Origin of the sequence: Marinobacter confluentis (genome assembly GCF_004785685.1) — a bacterium.
GTDB lineage: Bacteria > Pseudomonadota > Gammaproteobacteria > Pseudomonadales > Oleiphilaceae > Marinobacter > Marinobacter confluentis.
Genome location: NZ_SRPF01000003.1, coordinates 518303 through 535649, shown reverse-complemented (window position 1 = coordinate 535649; position 17347 = coordinate 518303). Strand labels below are relative to the sequence as shown.

Annotated in this window: 15 protein-coding genes; 7 read left to right on the top strand and 8 right to left on the bottom strand. The window is 58.3% G+C overall.

The features are described from left to right. Positions 1-49: 49 nt before the first annotated feature. Together E5Q11_RS12945 and E5Q11_RS12940 are read right to left on the bottom strand one after the other, a co-directional pair. Positions 50-967, bottom strand: a complete 918-nt coding sequence (locus tag E5Q11_RS12945) for a LysR family transcriptional regulator (RefSeq protein ID WP_135803826.1) — start codon at positions 965-967, stop codon at positions 50-52. A gap of 134 nt (positions 968-1101) precedes the next feature. Then, complete coding sequence (locus tag E5Q11_RS12940) at positions 1102-1857, bottom strand: TSUP family transporter (RefSeq protein ID WP_168215655.1); 756 nt, start codon at positions 1855-1857, stop codon at positions 1102-1104. Positions 1858-2091: 234 nt separating this feature from the next. Here E5Q11_RS12940 and E5Q11_RS12935 point away from each other — a divergent pair, with 234 nt between their 5' ends. The 5 genes from E5Q11_RS12935 to E5Q11_RS12915 all read left to right on the top strand — a co-directional run bounded on the left by E5Q11_RS12935 (position 2092) and on the right by E5Q11_RS12915 (position 9002). Next, positions 2092-2847: a DUF3047 domain-containing protein gene (locus E5Q11_RS12935; RefSeq protein WP_135803824.1), complete on the top strand. Its 756-nt coding sequence runs from the start codon at positions 2092-2094 to the stop codon at positions 2845-2847. A gap of 123 nt (positions 2848-2970) precedes the next feature. Beyond that, entirely contained in the window at positions 2971-4722 is a 1752-nt protein-coding gene (locus tag E5Q11_RS12930; protein WP_135803823.1) for an aminotransferase class III-fold pyridoxal phosphate-dependent enzyme, read from the top strand. A gap of 2 nt (positions 4723-4724) precedes the next feature. Further along, entirely contained in the window at positions 4725-7433 is a 2709-nt protein-coding gene (locus tag E5Q11_RS12925; protein ID WP_135803822.1) for a glycosyltransferase, read from the top strand. Beyond that, on the top strand, positions 7433-8365 hold the full coding sequence (gene asd / locus E5Q11_RS12920) for an archaetidylserine decarboxylase (protein WP_168215654.1): 933 nt from the start codon (positions 7433-7435) through the stop codon (positions 8363-8365). Before E5Q11_RS12925 ends, asd begins: the two co-directional genes overlap by 1 nt. Positions 8366-8375: 10 nt before the next feature. Next, a complete protein-coding gene (locus tag E5Q11_RS12915) occupies positions 8376-9002 on the top strand; it encodes a hypothetical protein (RefSeq protein WP_135803821.1) in 627 nt (208 codons plus the stop codon). Here E5Q11_RS12915 and E5Q11_RS12910 read toward each other — a convergent pair. Continuing rightward, a complete protein-coding gene (locus E5Q11_RS12910; protein ID WP_135803820.1) occupies positions 8999-9382 on the bottom strand; it encodes a DUF2750 domain-containing protein in 384 nt (127 codons plus the stop codon). The genes E5Q11_RS12915 and E5Q11_RS12910 overlap by 4 nt on opposite strands. A 104-nt stretch (positions 9383-9486) precedes the next feature. Between E5Q11_RS12910 and E5Q11_RS12905 the strand changes: the two genes are divergently transcribed. Continuing rightward, entirely contained in the window at positions 9487-10674 is a 1188-nt protein-coding gene (locus E5Q11_RS12905; protein ID WP_135803819.1) for a multidrug effflux MFS transporter, read from the top strand. Positions 10675-10735: 61 nt separating this feature from the next. Beyond that, positions 10736-12898: a 5-histidylcysteine sulfoxide synthase gene (gene ovoA / locus E5Q11_RS12900; RefSeq protein WP_135803818.1), complete on the top strand. Its 2163-nt coding sequence runs from the start codon at positions 10736-10738 to the stop codon at positions 12896-12898. Here the strand turns inward: ovoA and E5Q11_RS12895 are convergent. From E5Q11_RS12895 to phnL, 5 genes are all read right to left on the bottom strand, one after another. After that, on the bottom strand, positions 12873-13976 hold the full coding sequence (locus tag E5Q11_RS12895; protein WP_135803817.1) for an ADP-ribosylglycohydrolase family protein: 1104 nt from the start codon (positions 13974-13976) through the stop codon (positions 12873-12875). The genes ovoA and E5Q11_RS12895 overlap by 26 nt on opposite strands. A 146-nt stretch (positions 13977-14122) precedes the next feature. Beyond that, positions 14123-14878: a phosphonate metabolism protein PhnP gene (gene phnP / locus E5Q11_RS12890; RefSeq protein ID WP_135803816.1), complete on the bottom strand. Its 756-nt coding sequence runs from the start codon at positions 14876-14878 to the stop codon at positions 14123-14125. Then, complete coding sequence (phnN, locus tag E5Q11_RS12885; RefSeq protein ID WP_225315036.1) at positions 14869-15435, bottom strand: phosphonate metabolism protein/1,5-bisphosphokinase (PRPP-forming) PhnN; 567 nt, start codon at positions 15433-15435, stop codon at positions 14869-14871. The genes phnP and phnN overlap by 10 nt, the downstream gene beginning before the upstream one ends. Before the next feature lie 2 nt (positions 15436-15437). After that, on the bottom strand, positions 15438-16643 hold the full coding sequence (locus E5Q11_RS12880; protein WP_135803815.1) for an MFS transporter: 1206 nt from the start codon (positions 16641-16643) through the stop codon (positions 15438-15440). Then, positions 16637-17347: a phosphonate C-P lyase system protein PhnL gene (gene phnL / locus E5Q11_RS12875; protein WP_135803814.1), complete on the bottom strand. Its 711-nt coding sequence runs from the start codon at positions 17345-17347 to the stop codon at positions 16637-16639. Before phnL ends, E5Q11_RS12880 begins: the two co-directional genes overlap by 7 nt.

Here is a 17347-nt window from a genome sequence, read left to right as displayed (position 1 = left end):
GACCATTCTTGCCAACCCGGATATCATAAAGAATCGATTTTTTTCGTAATTATGGATCGGTTTTTTCGAGCCTATCCCCCAGCTCGGGTCGTTCCTTGATCAGCTCTTGCACAGCCGCGTTATGGCTTTTACCCGAGCGGGTGACGGCATACAGGGTGTCGCGCACCTCCGATATGCGGGCGATATGCTCCACCTGGTACTGACGGCACACTTCCTCCCGTATCGCTGTCGGCGCCGCAAAATAGCCCACTCCCTGGCGCCCGAACACCTTGATCAGAGCGCTGTCATCCACCTCTGCCACAACCTTCACCCGCAGATTCTGGCTGGCGAACCAGTTCATCAGCGCGGTGACATAGGGCGCCTTCAGGGATGTAGCCAGAAACGGCTGACCGTTGAGGCTGCGGGGGAAGTTTTCCCGCAGGGGCTCGGCCAGCTGTGGTATCGCAAACAACGACATGGACGAAGATGCCAACCGGTAAGTCCGGAACCGCCCTGCTTCTGCCGAATCCGGCTGCCGGTCGGTCAGCACCAGATCCAGCTCCCTCTGGGCCAGGCGTTTCAGAAGTTCGTCCGGGTCACCGGTACGGCAGCTCAGCCGCACCTCCCGTTTGAGCGTCAGCACCGGCTCGGTCAGGTGATAGGCAATCAGCTTGTGAATGGATGCCGCAATGCCAATGGACAGACTGAGCGGGCGCTCTTCCGGCGGCTGGCTGATCACATCCGACAGCGCCTGGGCGGTCTGGAACATCTCGTCCGCATAACCTAGCACCGTGTGGCCAAAATCCGTCAACTGCAGCGATCGGTTGGCCCGACGAAACAACGCACCGCCCACGGCGGTTTCAAAGGTTGCCAGCTGCCCACTCAAGGTCTGGGGTGTCAGATCCAGATGCTCCGCCGCGCGAACAATGGAACCCTCCCGGGCAATAGTCCAGAAGTAGAAAAGGTGGCGAAGGTTCAGGTTGTCCATGCCGGGCTCACTTATGTCCCTTCCGGGCGGCTTGTGACGTTGAATCATTCAACTCGAGAGGCCCAAGGTTAGCGAAGGATCGGATTTTTCGAAACTATTGATTATTTCCCTGGGGATCCCGAATCCTCATCACCCTATAAATGGCTTTCCAGAATCTTCGTTGCCAGCACAAGCAGGGTCGAAACCATCAGCAGGGTTGTCATCGCATCGAAGAGAAGATCAGGCAGCCGATCGGAAACCAGCTGGCCAATCACCACACCCGCCAACGTCGGCAACAGATAAAGAGTGATACCCGCCAGCACGGCATCGGAAAGGCCGCTGATGGCGATGGAGATAACCAGCATGCCACTGTAGGAGCCCACCATCAGGGCAAAAACAGTGGCGCGGACCCGGGCAGGATTAAGCCCCCGGGATCGCAGAAACACCAGCGCCAGGGGGCCGGGCATGGCCAAGGTAGCGCTCATGACACCGGATGCCATGCCATAGAACAGGCTGGCCTTTTCATCCCTGGGGGCCACCGGCTCAAGTTCCGCCGGGTTGGCCCCCTGTATCAACACCGTCACATAGCGGACCAGGCAATAAGCCAGTGCCATCAGTGCCGCAACCCGTATGGCATCGATAGATGCCACCAACAACAGTGCGCTACCCACAACAAGGCCACCCAGGGTGCCGATGGCCAGGCGAGTCAACTCGTAAGGCATGATCCGACGCCTGACGAAAGGTGCGATACCCGCCACGATTAACAGTGTCAACGCACCGGTTATCTGAATGGCATCCACCGGCTCATAGAACGCGAGCAAAAGCGGCGCAACGATCAGGCCGAAGCCCAGTCCGGTTGTGATCTGAACCAGAGCACCGAGAAAACAGACAACCAGTATTAAAGATTCCATCCAACCCTGCATCACTTGTTATAACGAGTGATGTCAAAGTTGCACAGGCTGTGCCACGGTTCATTTATTGCGATTTATGAATCGGTTACCTGAAAAACCGCGACCGTTCAGAATACCGACATGCTCTGCGGTGACTCAGACATCAACGGTCAGCACTCTTTGAGTGCAGCTTTTATCGCAAGACGCTCTCAGGCCCGCTAACCTGTTCTAATGAACTTTCAGAGGTACACGGGTATGACGTTAATCAATAGAACAGTTCGCCTGCGATTATCGGCGCTGGTCGCCTTTCTGGTGTCGTCGCTGTTCTGGCAGGCAACGTTGTCACAGGAGCATGAAAAACCGCTCCTCCAACCTTTCTCCACGGCATCGACTCTTGAGCCTGAATGGCAGCCGCTGGAATTTCCCAATATCGATCGCACCAGCGAATACCAACTGGTTCAGGACAACGGCGAACAGGTGGTGATGGCTTCTACTGACGGCGGCGCTTCGGGGCTGATCGCACGAATCCGGGTGGAGCCGGGGGACCAGTTGATGCTTCGATGGCGCTGGAAGGTGTCATCCGTTTACGAGGATGGCGACGCCCGTTCAAAAGACGGCGATGACTACCCGGCCCGTATCTATGTGGCCTTCGAATTCGAGGCCGACAAGGCCGGTTTTTTCGAGCGGGCAAAACGAAAAGCCGCCGAGGCTTTGTTTGGGGAAGAGCTACCGGGCAATGCCTTGAATTACATCTGGGCCAACCGGCTTGAGAAAGGCGAAATCGTTCCGAACCCCTACACCGACACCACCATGATGCTGGCCGTGGAATCCAGCAATGAAAAAGCCGGCCAGTGGCTGACCGCAGAGAGGAATATAGTGGCGGATTACCGCAAGGCATTTGGTGCCGAACCGCCAGCACTGGTGGGCGTTGCGATCATGTCAGACTCTGACAACACTGGCGAAAGCGCCAAAGCCTGGTATGGCGACGTAGAACTACTGAAGGCTCCTTAACGGGCCGAGGGTCTCCCACTGGCGGATGTGCCATTGAGCGCTGTCATCCAACTGCCTCTGAACTGACACAAAGACTTCACCTTGTCTTGCTAGTTTTTAACCAAACCAGCAGGAACAGGGTCCATGACGTCTACCTTTAGTATTTACGCCCTCACCGCGGTTGCCGGTCTTTACTGCATCTACAGGCTTGCAGTCAGGCTGCAGCTTTCCAGGGCCAAGCATCCCTCGCTGCGGGGTCACAGCAACTGGTCCCGCCGCGTTGCACGTCTGGTGCCTTTCTTCAGCTACGACGACAACGCATTCTTCGCCAGCGATGGCGCGCCGGAACCGGTGCAGCAGCAGCGCCGCAAGGCAATCCGCACCCTGCAGAACAACGCCGAGCAGCATTGCCACAGGACACTGGCCTACTTGCGGGCCATCCGGGACAGTGTTTCCGATGTGCGTTTTACCAGCCGCTACCGGGTGCCTTTTCCTTACAGCGACCAGTTGCCTGAATGTTTCCGGCTGGGCTCTATGGCCGATGAAAGCAAGGGCTCCCAGGTGCGGGACCTGGATGGCAACTGGCGCTACGACCTGTCCGGTTCTTACGGCGTCAACGTATTTGGCTACGACTTCTACAAGCAGTGCATGGATGAAGGCATTGCCCATACCAGGGGCCTGGGGCCGGTGCTCGGCGCCTACCATCCGCTGATTGCGGAAAACGTGGAGATGATCTGCGAAGTGTCCGGGCTGGATGAGGTGTCCTTCCACATGTCCGGCACCGAGGCGGTGATGCAGGCGGTGCGCCTGGCCCGCTACCACACCGGCAGGACCCACCTGGTGCGATTCTGCGGCGCCTATCATGGCTGGTGGGATGGGGTTCAGCCGGGCATCGGCAACACCCGCAAGGCCCGGGACGTCTACACCCTGGCGGATCAGAGCCAACAGACCCTTCACATTCTGCGCTCCCGCAAGGACATAGCCTGCGTGCTGATCAACCCGCTGCAGGCGTTTCACCCTAACAGTGATGCACCTTCCGATACCGCGCTGGTCGCCAGCGACCGCAACAACGTTTTCGACAAGCAAAGCTACACCGACTGGCTGAGCCAGGTACGGGACGTCTGCACCGAACGCGGCATTGTGCTGATTTTCGACGAGGTGTTTACCGGCTTCCGGCTGGCTTACCGCGGCGCCCAGGAATTCTACGGCATTCAGGCGGATCTGGTGACCTATGGCAAAACTCTGGGCGGCGGCCTGCCTATTGGCGTGCTGGCCGGCACCCACCGGCTGATGCGGCGCTTCAAGGACGATCAGCCGGTGAACGTGTCTTTCGCCCGTGGCACCTTTAATTCCCACCCCTATGTGATGGGGGCGATGAACGTGTTCCTGAACCGCATCCGGCAGGCGCATATCCAGCAGCAGTACCGGACGTCTGAAACCCTGTGGAACCAGCGTGTCGCCCGCTTCAACCAGCGCCTGGAAAGCGAAGGCCTGCCCCTGCGAATCACCAACCTCCATTCCATTCTGTCGGTGCTCTACACCCGGCCCAGCCGTTACAACTGGATGTTCCAGTTCTACCTGCGCCAGGCCGGGCTGGAGCTGAGCTGGACCGGCACCGGTCGGCTGATCATGAGCTACAGCTTCACCGATGAGGACTTCAACCACGTAATTGAACGGTTTGTTGAGGCCGCCCGCCAAATGGACGCAGACGGCTGGTGGTGGCAGAGCCCGGCGCTGACCAACAAGGCCATCAGACGCCAGTTTCTGGTGGATATGGTGTCCGCCCGCTTCCCGATTCTGAAAGGCAGGCTGTCTGGCCCGCTTGCAACAACCAGACACGACACCCGTTCTGGCCCGATGGCGGACCAGGACCAATACTCAAGAAAGGTGGGTTAGGTATGACGATGCAATGGCAAAGCAACGGCGAACCCCGTTTCCGTAGCGGTCTGAGATCGGAATTTGATGACTTCCTTAGCCAGCAGGGCCGGCGTTTCGACCCGGAAAACTGCCTGCGGATCGACTTTCACTGCCACGACCACAACAGCGACATACCCGATGAACTCTGGGGCCGGATCCTGCGCCTGCCAGAAACCTGGCTGAAAACCAAAAAGCTGGTGAAGGTGCTGAAGCAGAACGGCAGTTCAGTGGTCACCGTCACCAACCACAACAACGCCCGATCCTGCTGGGAACTGCAGGAAAAAGGCGAGGATGTGCTGGTGGGCTGCGAGTTCACCTGCTTCTTCCCCGAGTACGATCTGTTCCTTCACGTGCTCACCTACGGCTTTACCCGGGAACAGGAGGTCATCCTCAACCAGAAGCGTCAGAACATCTACGACTTCCTGCGGTACGCCGCCCAGAACGATATTCCGGTTATCCAGCCGCACCCGCTTTACCTCTACAGCCGCAATGACAAGATCGACCTGTGCCTGTTCGAAAAGCTGGCGGTCATGTTCTGGCGCTTCGAAGTGTTGAACGGCCAGCGGGACCTGTGGCAAAGCGTGCTGACCCTGAACTGGGTGCAAAGCCTGACCCCAGAACGCATTCGCGCCTACGCCAAAAAGCATAATCTGGACCCGGCAGAATTCGGGGTCGACCCGGATCAGCCCAAGGTTGTGACCGGCGGCTCCGACGACCACACCGGGATTTTTGCCGGGCTTTGTGGCTCGCAACTTTACGTGCCGGATCTGCAGGAACGCCTGAAAACCGAATCCGCCTCCACGCTGGCGTTGGAAGCGCTGCGCAAAGGTAACATTGCGCCTTTCGGCACGGTGGGCGAGAACCAGAAGCTCAATATCGCCCTGCTGGACTACTTCTCCCAGGTGGCGACCAAACTCAAGGACCCGGGCCTGCTGCGCATTCTGCTGCACCGCGGGTCGGCCTGGGACAAGATGGGCTGCTTCGTGCTGGCCAACCTGTTTCTGGAGATGCAAAAACACAAGAAAACCATGAAGTTCTTCTCGTTCATTCATGACGCGCTCCAGGGTAAGAAACCCCAGCGTTTCCTGAAATGGCAGGCAAGCAAAGACTACAAATTCTGCATCACCCAGCTTGAGAAGATTGCCGACAGCCGACGCAATCACCCTGAACGCTTTGTGGATACGGTGAACGACAGCATTGGCGAGCTGTTCAACCATCTGAACCTGCTGATTGCCAAACGATTCCGTAAGGCACTGGAAAAGCATGAAGGCGCCAGCCTGAAGGATTTCTCCACGGAAGAACTGACTCGCAAGCTGGAAATTCCCAGCCAGCTGACCGCGCTGTTTCTGGGCGACGGCAAGCGCCAGGACAATATGAGCAACCTCAACCTGGCCGAAGCCCTGGACAGCCTGTCGTTCCCGGTGCTGATCAGCACGGTGCTGGCGGGGTCCACCCTGGCGTCGACCCGGGTGCTCTATCAGAACCGTGACCTGCTCAACCGCTTCGCCCGGGAGCTGGGCAGGAATGAACATTCAAAGCGCGCCCTCTATTTGACCGACACCCTGCTGGACAAGAACGGCGTATCCACCTCCCTGAGCGGCAAGCTGAAAGAGATCAAGCGCACGGATATGCCCATTGATTTCCTGATCTGTCACCCGGAGGCCGAGCCGGAACCCCACCTGCATGTGGTGAAACCCATCGCCGATATCGATCTGCATCCCTTCGGCGAACAGACCCTGCAAGTCCCGGATGTGATGGAAATCGCCCGCATTTTCTACGAAGGCGGCTATGACCGGATTGTCTGCTCCACCGAAGGCCCCATGGCGCTGGTGGCGCTGTTCCTGCAGCAGATGTTCAACGTGCCCAGCTACTTCTTCATGCACACCGACTGGATCGACTTCATCACCCACACCACCAACCTGAACCAGCATGAGCGGGACCGGGTACGCCGCCTGATGCGGGCGCTCTACAGCCGGTTTGACGGGGTCTTCGTGCTCAACCGCGAGCACCGGGACTGGCTCACCGGCTATGAGATGCAGCTGCCACAGGAAAAAATCTTCCTGACCGCTCACCACACCGCGCCCAGGGATCTTCGGGTACAGCCCGTGCGCAAGGCTGACCTGATTCCCGGTGCCAACGAAAACACGCCCGTGCTGTTCATCGCCTGTCGGCTGAGTCGGGAAAAAGGCATTTTCGACCTGCCCGAGATCGTCCGGGAAGCACGGCTTTCCGTTCCCGGCCTGAAAATTGTGGTCGCCGGGTCAGGCCCCGCCAGCGCTGACCTGCAACGGGCCATGCCGGATGCCGTCTTTGTTGGCTGGCAGACCCGGGAGCAGTTGGCGTCACTCTACCTGGGGCTGGACCTGTTCGTGTTCCCGTCCCGCTTCGATACCTTTGGCAATGTTTTACTGGAAGCACTGACCCACGGCATGCCCGCACTGGCTTACAACTGCAAGGGCCCAAAAGACATCATCGAACACGAGGTCAGCGGTTATCTGGTAGAAGACACAAACACCATGGCCGAAGCGATTGTGCGTCACTTCCAGGATCCGGCGGCGCGCAAGACCATGGCCGACAATGCCCGCAAACGGGCGGCGCGCTTCCAGGCCGAGCCCATCATGCGACAGTTCCTGGCTGACCTGGGGCTGGACTACCCGGAACAGCTTCGCGCTGAAGTGACGGTGGCCTAGTGGATTCTGTCGATACTCTGCCTGCTGCAAAGGCCCACCTGAGTGCCAGTGAGCAGCTGAATTTCCTACTGACCAACCGCCTGCCACGGCGCTGGCTGACCCTTTTCATGGGTCGGTTCAGCAGGATCGAAAGCCCGGCGCTGACTCGGCTTTCCATCGCCGTCTGGCAGCAGTTTGCGGACGATCTGCGGCTGCAGGATGCACAAACACAGCAGTTTCGCAGCCTGCAGGAATGTTTCACCCGCCAGCTCAAGCCCGGCCTGCGCCCGGTGGATGCCCGGCCAGAGATCGTCAGCAGCCCCTGCGACGCCCTTATCGGCGCCTGTGGCCGGATTCAGGGCAACCAGTTGTTCCAGGCCAAGGGCTTTCCCTACACCCTGGAGGACCTGATACCGGATGAGCGAGTCGCGGCGCGCTATCGCAACGGCCAGTTCGTGACCCTGCGGCTGAAATCCAGCATGTATCACCGGTTTCATGCGCCGGTGGACTGCCGGGTGAGGCAGGTGAACTACATCTCCGGGGATACCTGGAACGTGAACCCGATTGCCCTGAAGAAAGTGGAAAAACTGTTCTGCAAGAACGAACGGGCAGTGCTGGAACTGGAGTGCGGCCACCCGGATTACTGCCTGACGCTGGTGCCGGTCGCTGCCATTCTGGTGGCCAGCATGAAGTTCCACTTTCTGCCAGAGCCGCTGGACCTGACCTACCAGGGCGCCAATCGCATTCCCTGCGACGCCAGGCTGCAAAAGGGCGAGGAGATGGGGTACTTCCAGCACGGTTCCACCATCATCGCTTTTGCCTCGGAGCAGTATCATCTCTGCCCCGGCATCGCCGAAGGTCACTCGATAAAAATGGGCGAAGCACTACTGTCAGGCCATCCGGTTACCGGCACCAAAACCTCTACAGAAACCACTCCAACACCCGACATTTAAGGAAGCAAAGATGACATTTCTTGAGGAATTACAAAAACAACGATGGGACGATCACCGGTACTATCACCACAACCGGATCAACCAGTTCCTGCACCTGCTCAGCGCAAGCTGCTTCGTGATCAGCTATGGTCTGGTGTTTTTCCACCCCGCAGCGGCGGCCCTGGTCGCCTGGCTGTTAGCCATGACCCTGCGCCAGACCGGGCATTTCTTCTTCGAGCCCAAAACCTACGACGAGGTGAACAAGGCCAGCCACGACTACAAGGAAAGCGTGAAGGTGGGCTACAACCTGAACCGCAAAGTGGTGCTGCTGTCGATCTGGGCCCTGAGCCCGGTGGCGATCTATCTGGAGCCCACCTTGTTCGGCCTGCTGACACCGGCACAAAGCCTGGCCGGGTTCATCAGCAATACGGCACTGGTCTGGCTGTTTATTGGCTTTGGCGCCGTGATCTTCAGAACCGTCCACCTGTTCAAGCTGATGGGCGTGCAATCGGGGCTGGTATGGATGACCAAGATCCTCACCGACCCCTTCCACGACATCAAGATCTACCAGAAATCCCCCTACTACATTCTCAAAGGCGAGATGTACGACACCATGGACGACTGGTACGAAGAAGTGCCTGCCGACCAACGCGCCTAAAAGGCCGACATGGCATCCTGCAGATCACGCTTGAACTCTTCCGGCTCGGTGATCCACAGGGTTTTGTCCAGACCTGGGAAGACCCCCACTTCCAGGCCGTCTTTGGTCAGCCCCGGCACCCATTTGCGGAAGAAATCCGGCAGCGAAAGGCTCAACGGCACCAGGCCATCGGTGCCGTTGGCGTAGTTCACTGCATAGTCAGACGCGGGCCATACCGGCAGATACTCCACGCCATCATCTTCTGACGCAATTTTCAGGAAGCGGTTGTCGGCATTGACCAGAATCCAGACTTCCCGCTCCTCAGCTACCTGGCTGAGGAAAAAGTCGTAGCGTTCTTCACCGTCAAGGCCGAGGACTTCGGCGAGGGCTTCGTTGGTCATGGTGTGATTCTCTCAGTGAATGTCGGTGTCCGTTTCCGGTCAAAACGTGGTCCGTTGGAAAGAAAGGACGTATCGTTAGCATTCTATCTTCCAAGGAAAAACTTTTGTCTCATCTGCGACTAGCGCTGTTGCTGGGTATGACCGTAGCCCTGGCGCCACTGGCGATTGATGCCTATCTCCCAGCGTTTCCCAGTATTGCCAACGATCTGGATATTTCCCATAGCCAGGTCGGTTTGACCCTGAGCGCCTACATAATGACCCTTGGCCTGGGCCAACTCATCGGTGGGCCGCTGTCTGACCGCTATGGTCGCCGACCCATCCTTTTCGGTGGGCTTTTAATGTTTGCCGCCGGAGGCGTCATGGTATCACTGGCGGACACACTCTCAGAAATGGTGTTGTGGCGGATGTCCCAGGCGGTTGGTGGCGCCTTCTGCGCGGTATCCGTACCGGCAATTGTTCGGGATCAGGTCAGCGGCCAGGACGCCGCGAGGCTTTTCAGCCTGATTGGCCTGATCATGTTCATCGCACCGGCGGCTGCACCTTCACTGGGAACGCTGATGCTTGCGCTTGGCGATTGGCACTGGATATTCCTGGTTCTGGCGGCCTACGCCGGTTGCCTGATGGTGGCACTCAACCTGGCACTGTTCCCGAAACTGGCGCCACAGTCACTTGCAAAAACGCCCGTCCGAACACTGGTGACCAATTACCTGCTCGTACTGAAGCACGGAACCACCATGCGCTTTATCGGTATCCAGGTGCTGTGTTTCAGCATGATGCTGCTGTTCATCACCCACTCGTCGTTCATTTATCAGGAATGGTACGGCCTATCCAACAGCCATTTCTCTATTCTGTTTGCCGCGAACATCGGCCTGATGGCGGTACTCAACCTCGGTAATCGTCCCTTGCTGAAACGATTTCAGTCTGCCGTTCTTGTGCGCGCCTACGTTATTTTACAGTGCATCGCACTGGTGGCGTTGGTGACCGCCGTCTGGTTTGGCGGGGCTCTCTGGATGGTTGCCACCTGCATCATTCTGGCCGTGGGCAGCCAGGGTGGCATCGTTCCCAACAACATGGCCAACGCCATGGAGTTCTTTCCCAGGCTCAGTGGCACCGCTTCGGCCCTGCTGGGGGCGTCACAGTTCACCATCGCTGGCGCCGTCAGCACCCTGTCGTCCTCATTCGGTGATCTTAGCCTGATGACAATCGCTGCAGGCATGCTTACCTGCTCATTGGGCGCTGCTGCCCTGGCGTTGGGCGCCCCGGGGGCCGTCAACCGCGCCAAGAGTTTGTGAACCATTAAGGTCAGGCCAATCGTATTGTCTGGCAACCGATAAATAAGGAATGTTCCTGGTCATGACATCATCGAGCCCTGAAGCCACCGTTTCCGCTATCAACTCCGAGTCCGCTCACGCCCGACCCGCGCTCCTCAGGACGCCGAGGCTTGACGGGGGTGATACTGACTCAAAGCGCGAAGAGATCGCCTCGTATTTCGTCAACACCTTTGATACTTACACCAGCCTGTTTGACTGTCTGGCCGATGATGAGGGTTATTTCAGGAAATCCATTCCCCTGAGGCATCCGCTGATTTTCTATCTGGGCCATACGGCGACATTTTTTGTCAACAAACTGGTACTGGCGAAGCTTTTGCCAGAGCGAATCGATCCTCATATGGAATCGGTCTTTGCCGTGGGTGTGGATGAAATGAGCTGGGATGATCTTAATGACGATCACTACGAGTGGCCCAGTGTTTCCGCCGTGATGGACTATCGCCGCAAAGTTCGAACTGCAGTTCTCGAACTCATCGAATCACTGCCGCTGAACCTGCCCATCAACTGGGAAAGTTCCTGGTGGCCTATCGTGATGGGCATCGAGCATGAACGCATTCATCTGGAAACTTCCTCAGTTCTCATTCGCCAACACGAGCTTGCCCGGGTCAAACCGCAGCCGGCCTGGGCGCCGATCCGGGAGACCGGTGAAGCCCCGGAAAACGAGCTGATCACCGTTCCCGCCGGCACGGTTCGTATCGGCAAGGATTACGACGACGCCTACTATGGCTGGGACAACGAGTACGGCAGCCACCAGGCTGACGTCGCTGAATTCAAAGCCAGCCAGTTTCTGGTCAGCAACCAGGAATTTCTGGCCTTTGTTGAGGCCGGGGGCTATCAGACCGACCGCTACTGGAGTGAGGAAGGCGCGTCATGGCGGGAATTCGCCGGGGCACGGCATCCCACCTTCTGGCGCTGGCAGAATAGCTGGCACCTGCGGTTAATGACCGAAGAAGTGGAAATGCCCTGGGACTGGCCGGTGGAAGTCAATTACCACGAAGCCAAGGCGTTCTGTGAATGGAAACGGGAAGAAACCGGCCAGCCCATTCGCCTGCCCACGGAAGATGAGTGGTACCGGCTGTGTGATGAAGCCGGCGTGAAGGAAGTGGATGAAAACCCCGCCAACGCCAACCTGCACCTGGATCACGGGGCTTCATCCTGCGCGGTAACCCGGTTCCGTCACGGCCAGTGGTTTGATGTAGTGGGTAACGTCTGGCAGTGGATGGAAACGCCCACTTATCCCTTCGACGATTTCAAGGTTCACCCACTGTATGACGATTTCACCACACCCACCTTTGACGGACAGCATAACCTGATCAAGGGCGGGTCCTGGATTTCCTGCGGTGACGAGGCCCGTCTGGCCGCGCGCTATGCCTTCCGCAGGCACTTTTTCCAGCACGCCGGTTTCCGATACATCGCCTCCGACGCAGAAGCGGCCCAGCCCAACGCCTACTACGAAAGCGACCGATTGCTCGCCGAATACGCCGAGTTCCACTTTGGCGACAACTGGTTTGGCGTGGACAACTTTCCGAAAGCCGTCGCCGATATCTCACTGAAAGCGATGGAAGGTAGAAACACCGGCAAGGCCCTGGATCTCGGGTGCGCCTGTGGGCGTTCGAGTTTTGAACTGGCGCGTGTCTTTGACAGGGTTGAAGGGGTCGACTTTTCCGCCAACTTCATCCGTCTGGGCGTGGAAATGGCCGAACAGGGCGCCGTCCGCTATGAACGGGTCGAAGAGGCCGAACTGGTCAGCTACCACAACCGGTCCCTGAAGGAACTGGCCCTGGAAACGGTGACAGACCGGGTCTCCTTCCATCAGGGTGACGCCTGTAATCTCAAACCCCAGTATGACGGCTATGACCTGGTACTGGCCGCCAACCTGATCGATCGGCTCTACAAACCGAGACTGTTCCTGGAAATCATCCACGAACGCATCAATGATGGCGGGGTACTGGTAATTGCTTCACCCTACACCTGGCTTGAGGAACACACCCCCAGGGAAGAATGGATCGGCGGTTTCAAGAAGGATGGCGAGAACCACACCACCCTGGATGGCCTTAAAGAGTATCTTGGAAAGCACTTCCGGCTGGTCGGCGAACCCACCAAAGTGCCGTTCGTGATCCGCGAAACCGAGCACAAATTCCAGCATACCCTGTCCGAGGTGACTATCTGGGAGCGGCTGCCGCGCTGACCAGCGCGGTCATCTCCCGATCAAGCTCTCGGTGGGCCACCAGCTGGTTGAACCAGCGGGTGGCCACACCGCCATCCAGCAACCCCAGAATCGCCCCCAGGACGGCACCGCGATGGACATTGTCGCCGCCAAGAGCGGTGTTTACCCGCAGCGCCATCCAGGGATCCTGCCGATACTTGTAAGCCAGATAAAGAACGGCCGGCCAGGAATCCGAGATGTAACAGGCCGGTGAATAGACCCGCCCTACCACCTGCAGGTCCGGCAGGTTTCTTTTCACCAAGGCTTCCACGTCCTGCCCGGGCACGCCCCTGCCCGCTTCCGCCAGCAGCGACCTGACCTCATCGTCGTCAGGGCCTTCCATCAGGGCACACAGCAGCGCCACATATCGGTCGCAGACCTTCAGCAGGGTTTCATCCGGATGGGTCAGGGCCACGTGATTGCGACACACCGCTTGAATGTCTGCCACGGTCTCTCCTTTCAAACGCTGGGACAGGGCCAAGGGTGCCACGGTGACCAGACCGCCGACCGAAGGCGTATCGTGGGTAACCATCGCGCATTGCTCTGGAGGCAAACCTCGTTGGTAATTGGCAAAAAATCCCCGGTGATAGGACTCGGCATAGGTGTCGGCATGGGCGGGCGGATCGGCGGTCATGAAACCGATATAGGCCTCCAGGAAAGCCTTTGGATCATAGTGGCCGTGATTGTCAGCCAGAGTGCGCATCAGCACCCGGGCACACTGGGCGTTCAGGGTATTCTCCCCGGCCTTCATGCCCTGGTGGTAATGCACGTTGGGCCGGTTCCAGTATCCGGCCCGGCCCTTGAGAATCACATTGCCCACGACTTCTGGCGCCGGCGCGCTGGCGCTACGACGGCCACCGCTGCTGGTAGAGTGCAGCGACATGATCGACGAGGGATGGAATTCCGGCGCCGCCTCAAAACCCTGCAGCCCACCGGGAAACGCCCGCTCGATATCCATGGGGTTGTAGTACCAGTGCACCGGCATGGCCAGGGCGTCGGCAATAAACTGTGTTTTGAGAGCACTGGTGGCACGGAGCTGGCGATCTGGGCTTTGGGACATAGGGACTGCCTCGGGAGTGAGTGTCGGAGGACTTGTAAAACTCCTCTACGCTTTTCTGACCGGAAATTATGGGCAGACCAGAGAGAGAAAACGAATCCTCACTATCAAGGCTTGAGTGACTGTACGTAAGCCCCCGAATATCAGCGTCAGATTTTTATGATCAAGTCGTCTGACGCCCAGGCAAGGTTATCGTGCAGTCGAAAGCCTTCTTCCAGCCTCCAGCAATCCACCTCATGGCTGAGGTGGGTAAACCAGGCCTGACTGGGGGAGACCTGGTTAATGATCTCCAGCGCCAGGTTAAAGTCATTGTGATTTGCAGGAGGCCTGGCCTGTGGTCTGTGACTGCAATCAAGCGCCATGCTGAATGCCCCCCAGGACTGAAGAAACCGAGTGGTCGCTTCCGGCAGCCCGACTGTATCGGTCAAATAGGCAAACCGCTGCCCTGTTGAGGTTTCGATAGCGTAGCCGTGGGTGACTTTCGAGTGGTTCAACGGCAGGGGCGTCAGAGTCAGATCACCGACTTCAAAAGGCTTGAACGGCTCGAGCTGACAAAAATCGAGTATTCCGGAGTTTTTATACAGATCGGCACACCCGTCGGGATCTGGCGGACAGAGCACGGGGAGCTGCGCACCTTTGCCCCATCGCAAATGAAAAAGCCCCTGAACATGGTCTGCATGGAAATGGGTCAGAATGATGGCATCCAGGCTACCCGCGGGAAACCGTTCGTGAATATCCATCAGGCCCGCATCCAGCAATAACCGCACCTGATCCGTTTCGATCAATGCAGAACAGGGCCGACGCTGATATTGCGTTTGCAGCCTGGCGCGAATGCAGGCCACACACTCGCAACCGTAACGTGGGACCCCACCTGCGCCGCCCGTTCCTGTGAAGGTTATCTGCATAGTGCCTCGCACCTGACCGGGTGACAGATTGCATCGGTCAATGCATGTGATGCCTGGGCCAGAGGGCCATCATTATTAATCACAATGCAGCCTTCGTTTTGTGGTTGCATTTGTTGGTGGCGATGCAACCGGGCCGCAATTTCTTCAGCCGATTCCCGCCCACGTCGCTGCAAGCGTTCGCGCAGTATCGGAGGAGAAACCTCGATCATCACCGGAACCAGGTCCGGATACTGGAAACGGGCTTCGGCAAACCATTTTCTGGAACCGTTCACCACCACCGTTTGTCCTGTGCCTAACCAGTCGTTGATCTCCACGCCAATGCCATAGTGATGCCCGTTGCCTGACCAGTGCATGGCGAAACGACCCTGTTGTACGAGAGCGTTAAAGACATGCGGTGTTATGGGTCGATGATTCTCTCCATCAGGGTCCGCCGGACGGGTTATACAGCGCCGTGCGAACCGGATATCAGGCCTATCGACAAGAGCAGCCGCCGCAGCCTTGATCAGGGTGTCCTTGCCACTTCCGGAGGCCCCCATGACGTAGATCAACCTTCCCACGGTTACCCTGCTCCCTGTATGGCGTGGTTCTTGATGCTTACGGGCGCCATACGTCGGGCCGCAAACACGGCGACCAGGCCGCAGGCGAGAATGACGCCAGCGCCAACAATCACCGTTTCATATCCGGCAAGCTCCGAGGTCAGTGCCGCTGCGGTGGGGCCTATGGCAAACCCCATCATGAAAGGAATGGCCAACATTCCAAAAACCGTGCCGAAGCTCTGCCGACCCAGCAACTCCGCCGTCATGACCGGCCGGACAATACTGGCGACACCGTATCCGGCGCCGTGTAGCGCCACAAAAACAAAGGCCATCCAGATGTTCAATCGGGTTGCCAAGAGAGCAGCCGTGGCGACAATCATCAGGCTGTAGCAGGCAACCGCCACACCAAAGGTACTGACCCGGCCCGCTGTTAACATCATGAATACCCGACCGACGACCTGCATCGGGCCAATCATCGACACCACTAGCACCGCAAGCCATGCCGGTAAGCCGTTTTCCTGAAGGATGAATAACAGGTGCGTCAGGATCGCGCCATGGGCCAACCCGATGGCGCAGAAGGCCATGCCAAGCATCCAGAAGGTTGGCTGGGCCATGATTCTGCCAGATGTGCCGGACTTGCTGGCTGCCGACGTCTCTGCGAAGGGACCCAGGCAGGTCACCCCATAAATCACGAACGGCACACTGATAAACAGCACCACCCCTGCAAATAGTCGCACGGCGGTCTGCCAGTCATAGGCCTCTGCCATCAGATGTGCTGCCGGAAAGGCCAGGGTGCCGGCAAAACCGCCGAGCAGGGTGACTACCGTAATAGCCTCCCGCGCCTGGCCGCCAATGATCCGGGTTATCACCGTGAAACAGGCTTCATACAGGCATGCGGACATGGCCAGACCGATACCCGCCCACAGCAGATAGAATTGCCAAACCTCCCTGATCGCAGGCAATGCCATAAGCAGCAATGCCCCCAGGATCATGCCCCCCGCCAGAACAACCCGGCCATAGCCACGATCAATCAGTGTGCCCGCCAGCGGCGCCGCGACAGACGAGAGCACTAGTGCCAGCGTAAACGCTCCGGACAACTCTGATTTCGACCAGCCCAGCGCCCCCTGCCAGGTCGGCAGCAGCGCCGGGAAACTGTAGTAGAGCGAAGCCCAGGTCAGCGTTTGCGCAATGGCCAGTGGAAACGCTGCCCGCTGAAGCCCGGTCAGCATGGTTCCGGCATGCCCGGCGACGACGCCTGTAGCCTGACGGTCTGATCCGCCAGACGCCGGACCAGCTCCGGATGATGGAATATGGCCAGTATGCCGACGCCTTCCTGTTTGATGGTATCGATCAGCTCGGCCACGTTCTCGGTGGTGCCGGGGTCGAGACTGGACGTAGGTTCATCCAGCAGCAGTAACCTCGGCCGGGCGATCAGCCCCCTGGCCAGATTGATGCGCTGCTTCTCGCCACCGGAAAACGTCGCCGGCGGAACGGCCCACAGGCGTTCTGGCACCCTGAGCTGCGCCAGCAGTTCCCGCCCGCGTCTCTGCGCCTCAGCGAGGCTGACACCCCGGGCTAACAAAGGCTCGATGGTGATCTCCAGCGCGCTCTTGCGGGGAAGACAGTGCAGAAACTGCGTCACGAACCCGATATCCCGACGACGCAGCTGCAGGATCCGGTATTCCGACGCCTGGGCCAGGTCAGTGACCTTACCTTCCTGGTCGCAATACAGAATGCGGCCGGAGCTTGGCAGATAGGTGCGAAAAATACACTTGAGCACGGACGACTTGCCGGAACCTGTTGGCCCGGTCAGTGCGGTCAGTTGCCCCGGATAAACAGTTACCTTGACGGCACTGCAGGATGGAATCAGCTTCTGCTGTTCATGCAGCTGGAAATGTTTGCTGAGGCCATCAATATCAAGAAGAGGCTTCAT

Excerpts from the sequence above, each read along its gene's own strand:
- E5Q11_RS12880 (WP_135803815.1), bottom strand. The coding sequence starts at position 16,643 with ATGCTGACCGGGCTTCAGCGGGCAGCGTTTCCACTGGCCATTGCGCAA.
- E5Q11_RS12915 (WP_135803821.1), top strand. The coding sequence starts at position 8,376 with ATGACATTTCTTGAGGAATTACAAAAACAACGATGGGACGATCACCGG.
- E5Q11_RS12940 (WP_168215655.1), bottom strand. The coding sequence starts at position 1,857 with ATGGAATCTTTAATACTGGTTGTCTGTTTTCTCGGTGCTCTGGTTCAG.
- E5Q11_RS12895 (WP_135803817.1), bottom strand. The coding sequence starts at position 13,976 with ATGTCCCAAAGCCCAGATCGCCAGCTCCGTGCCACCAGTGCTCTCAAA.
- E5Q11_RS12910 (WP_135803820.1), bottom strand. The coding sequence starts at position 9,382 with ATGACCAACGAAGCCCTCGCCGAAGTCCTCGGCCTTGACGGTGAAGAA.
- E5Q11_RS12925 (WP_135803822.1), top strand. The coding sequence starts at position 4,725 with ATGACGATGCAATGGCAAAGCAACGGCGAACCCCGTTTCCGTAGCGGT.
- ovoA (WP_135803818.1), top strand. The coding sequence starts at position 10,736 with ATGACATCATCGAGCCCTGAAGCCACCGTTTCCGCTATCAACTCCGAG.
- E5Q11_RS12935 (WP_135803824.1), top strand. The coding sequence starts at position 2,092 with ATGACGTTAATCAATAGAACAGTTCGCCTGCGATTATCGGCGCTGGTC.
- phnP (WP_135803816.1), bottom strand. The coding sequence starts at position 14,878 with ATGCAGATAACCTTCACAGGAACGGGCGGCGCAGGTGGGGTCCCACGT.
- E5Q11_RS12930 (WP_135803823.1), top strand. The coding sequence starts at position 2,971 with ATGACGTCTACCTTTAGTATTTACGCCCTCACCGCGGTTGCCGGTCTT.
- phnL (WP_135803814.1), bottom strand. The coding sequence starts at position 17,347 with ATGAAGCCTCTTCTTGATATTGATGGCCTCAGCAAACATTTCCAGCTG.
- E5Q11_RS12945 (WP_135803826.1), bottom strand. The coding sequence starts at position 967 with ATGGACAACCTGAACCTTCGCCACCTTTTCTACTTCTGGACTATTGCC.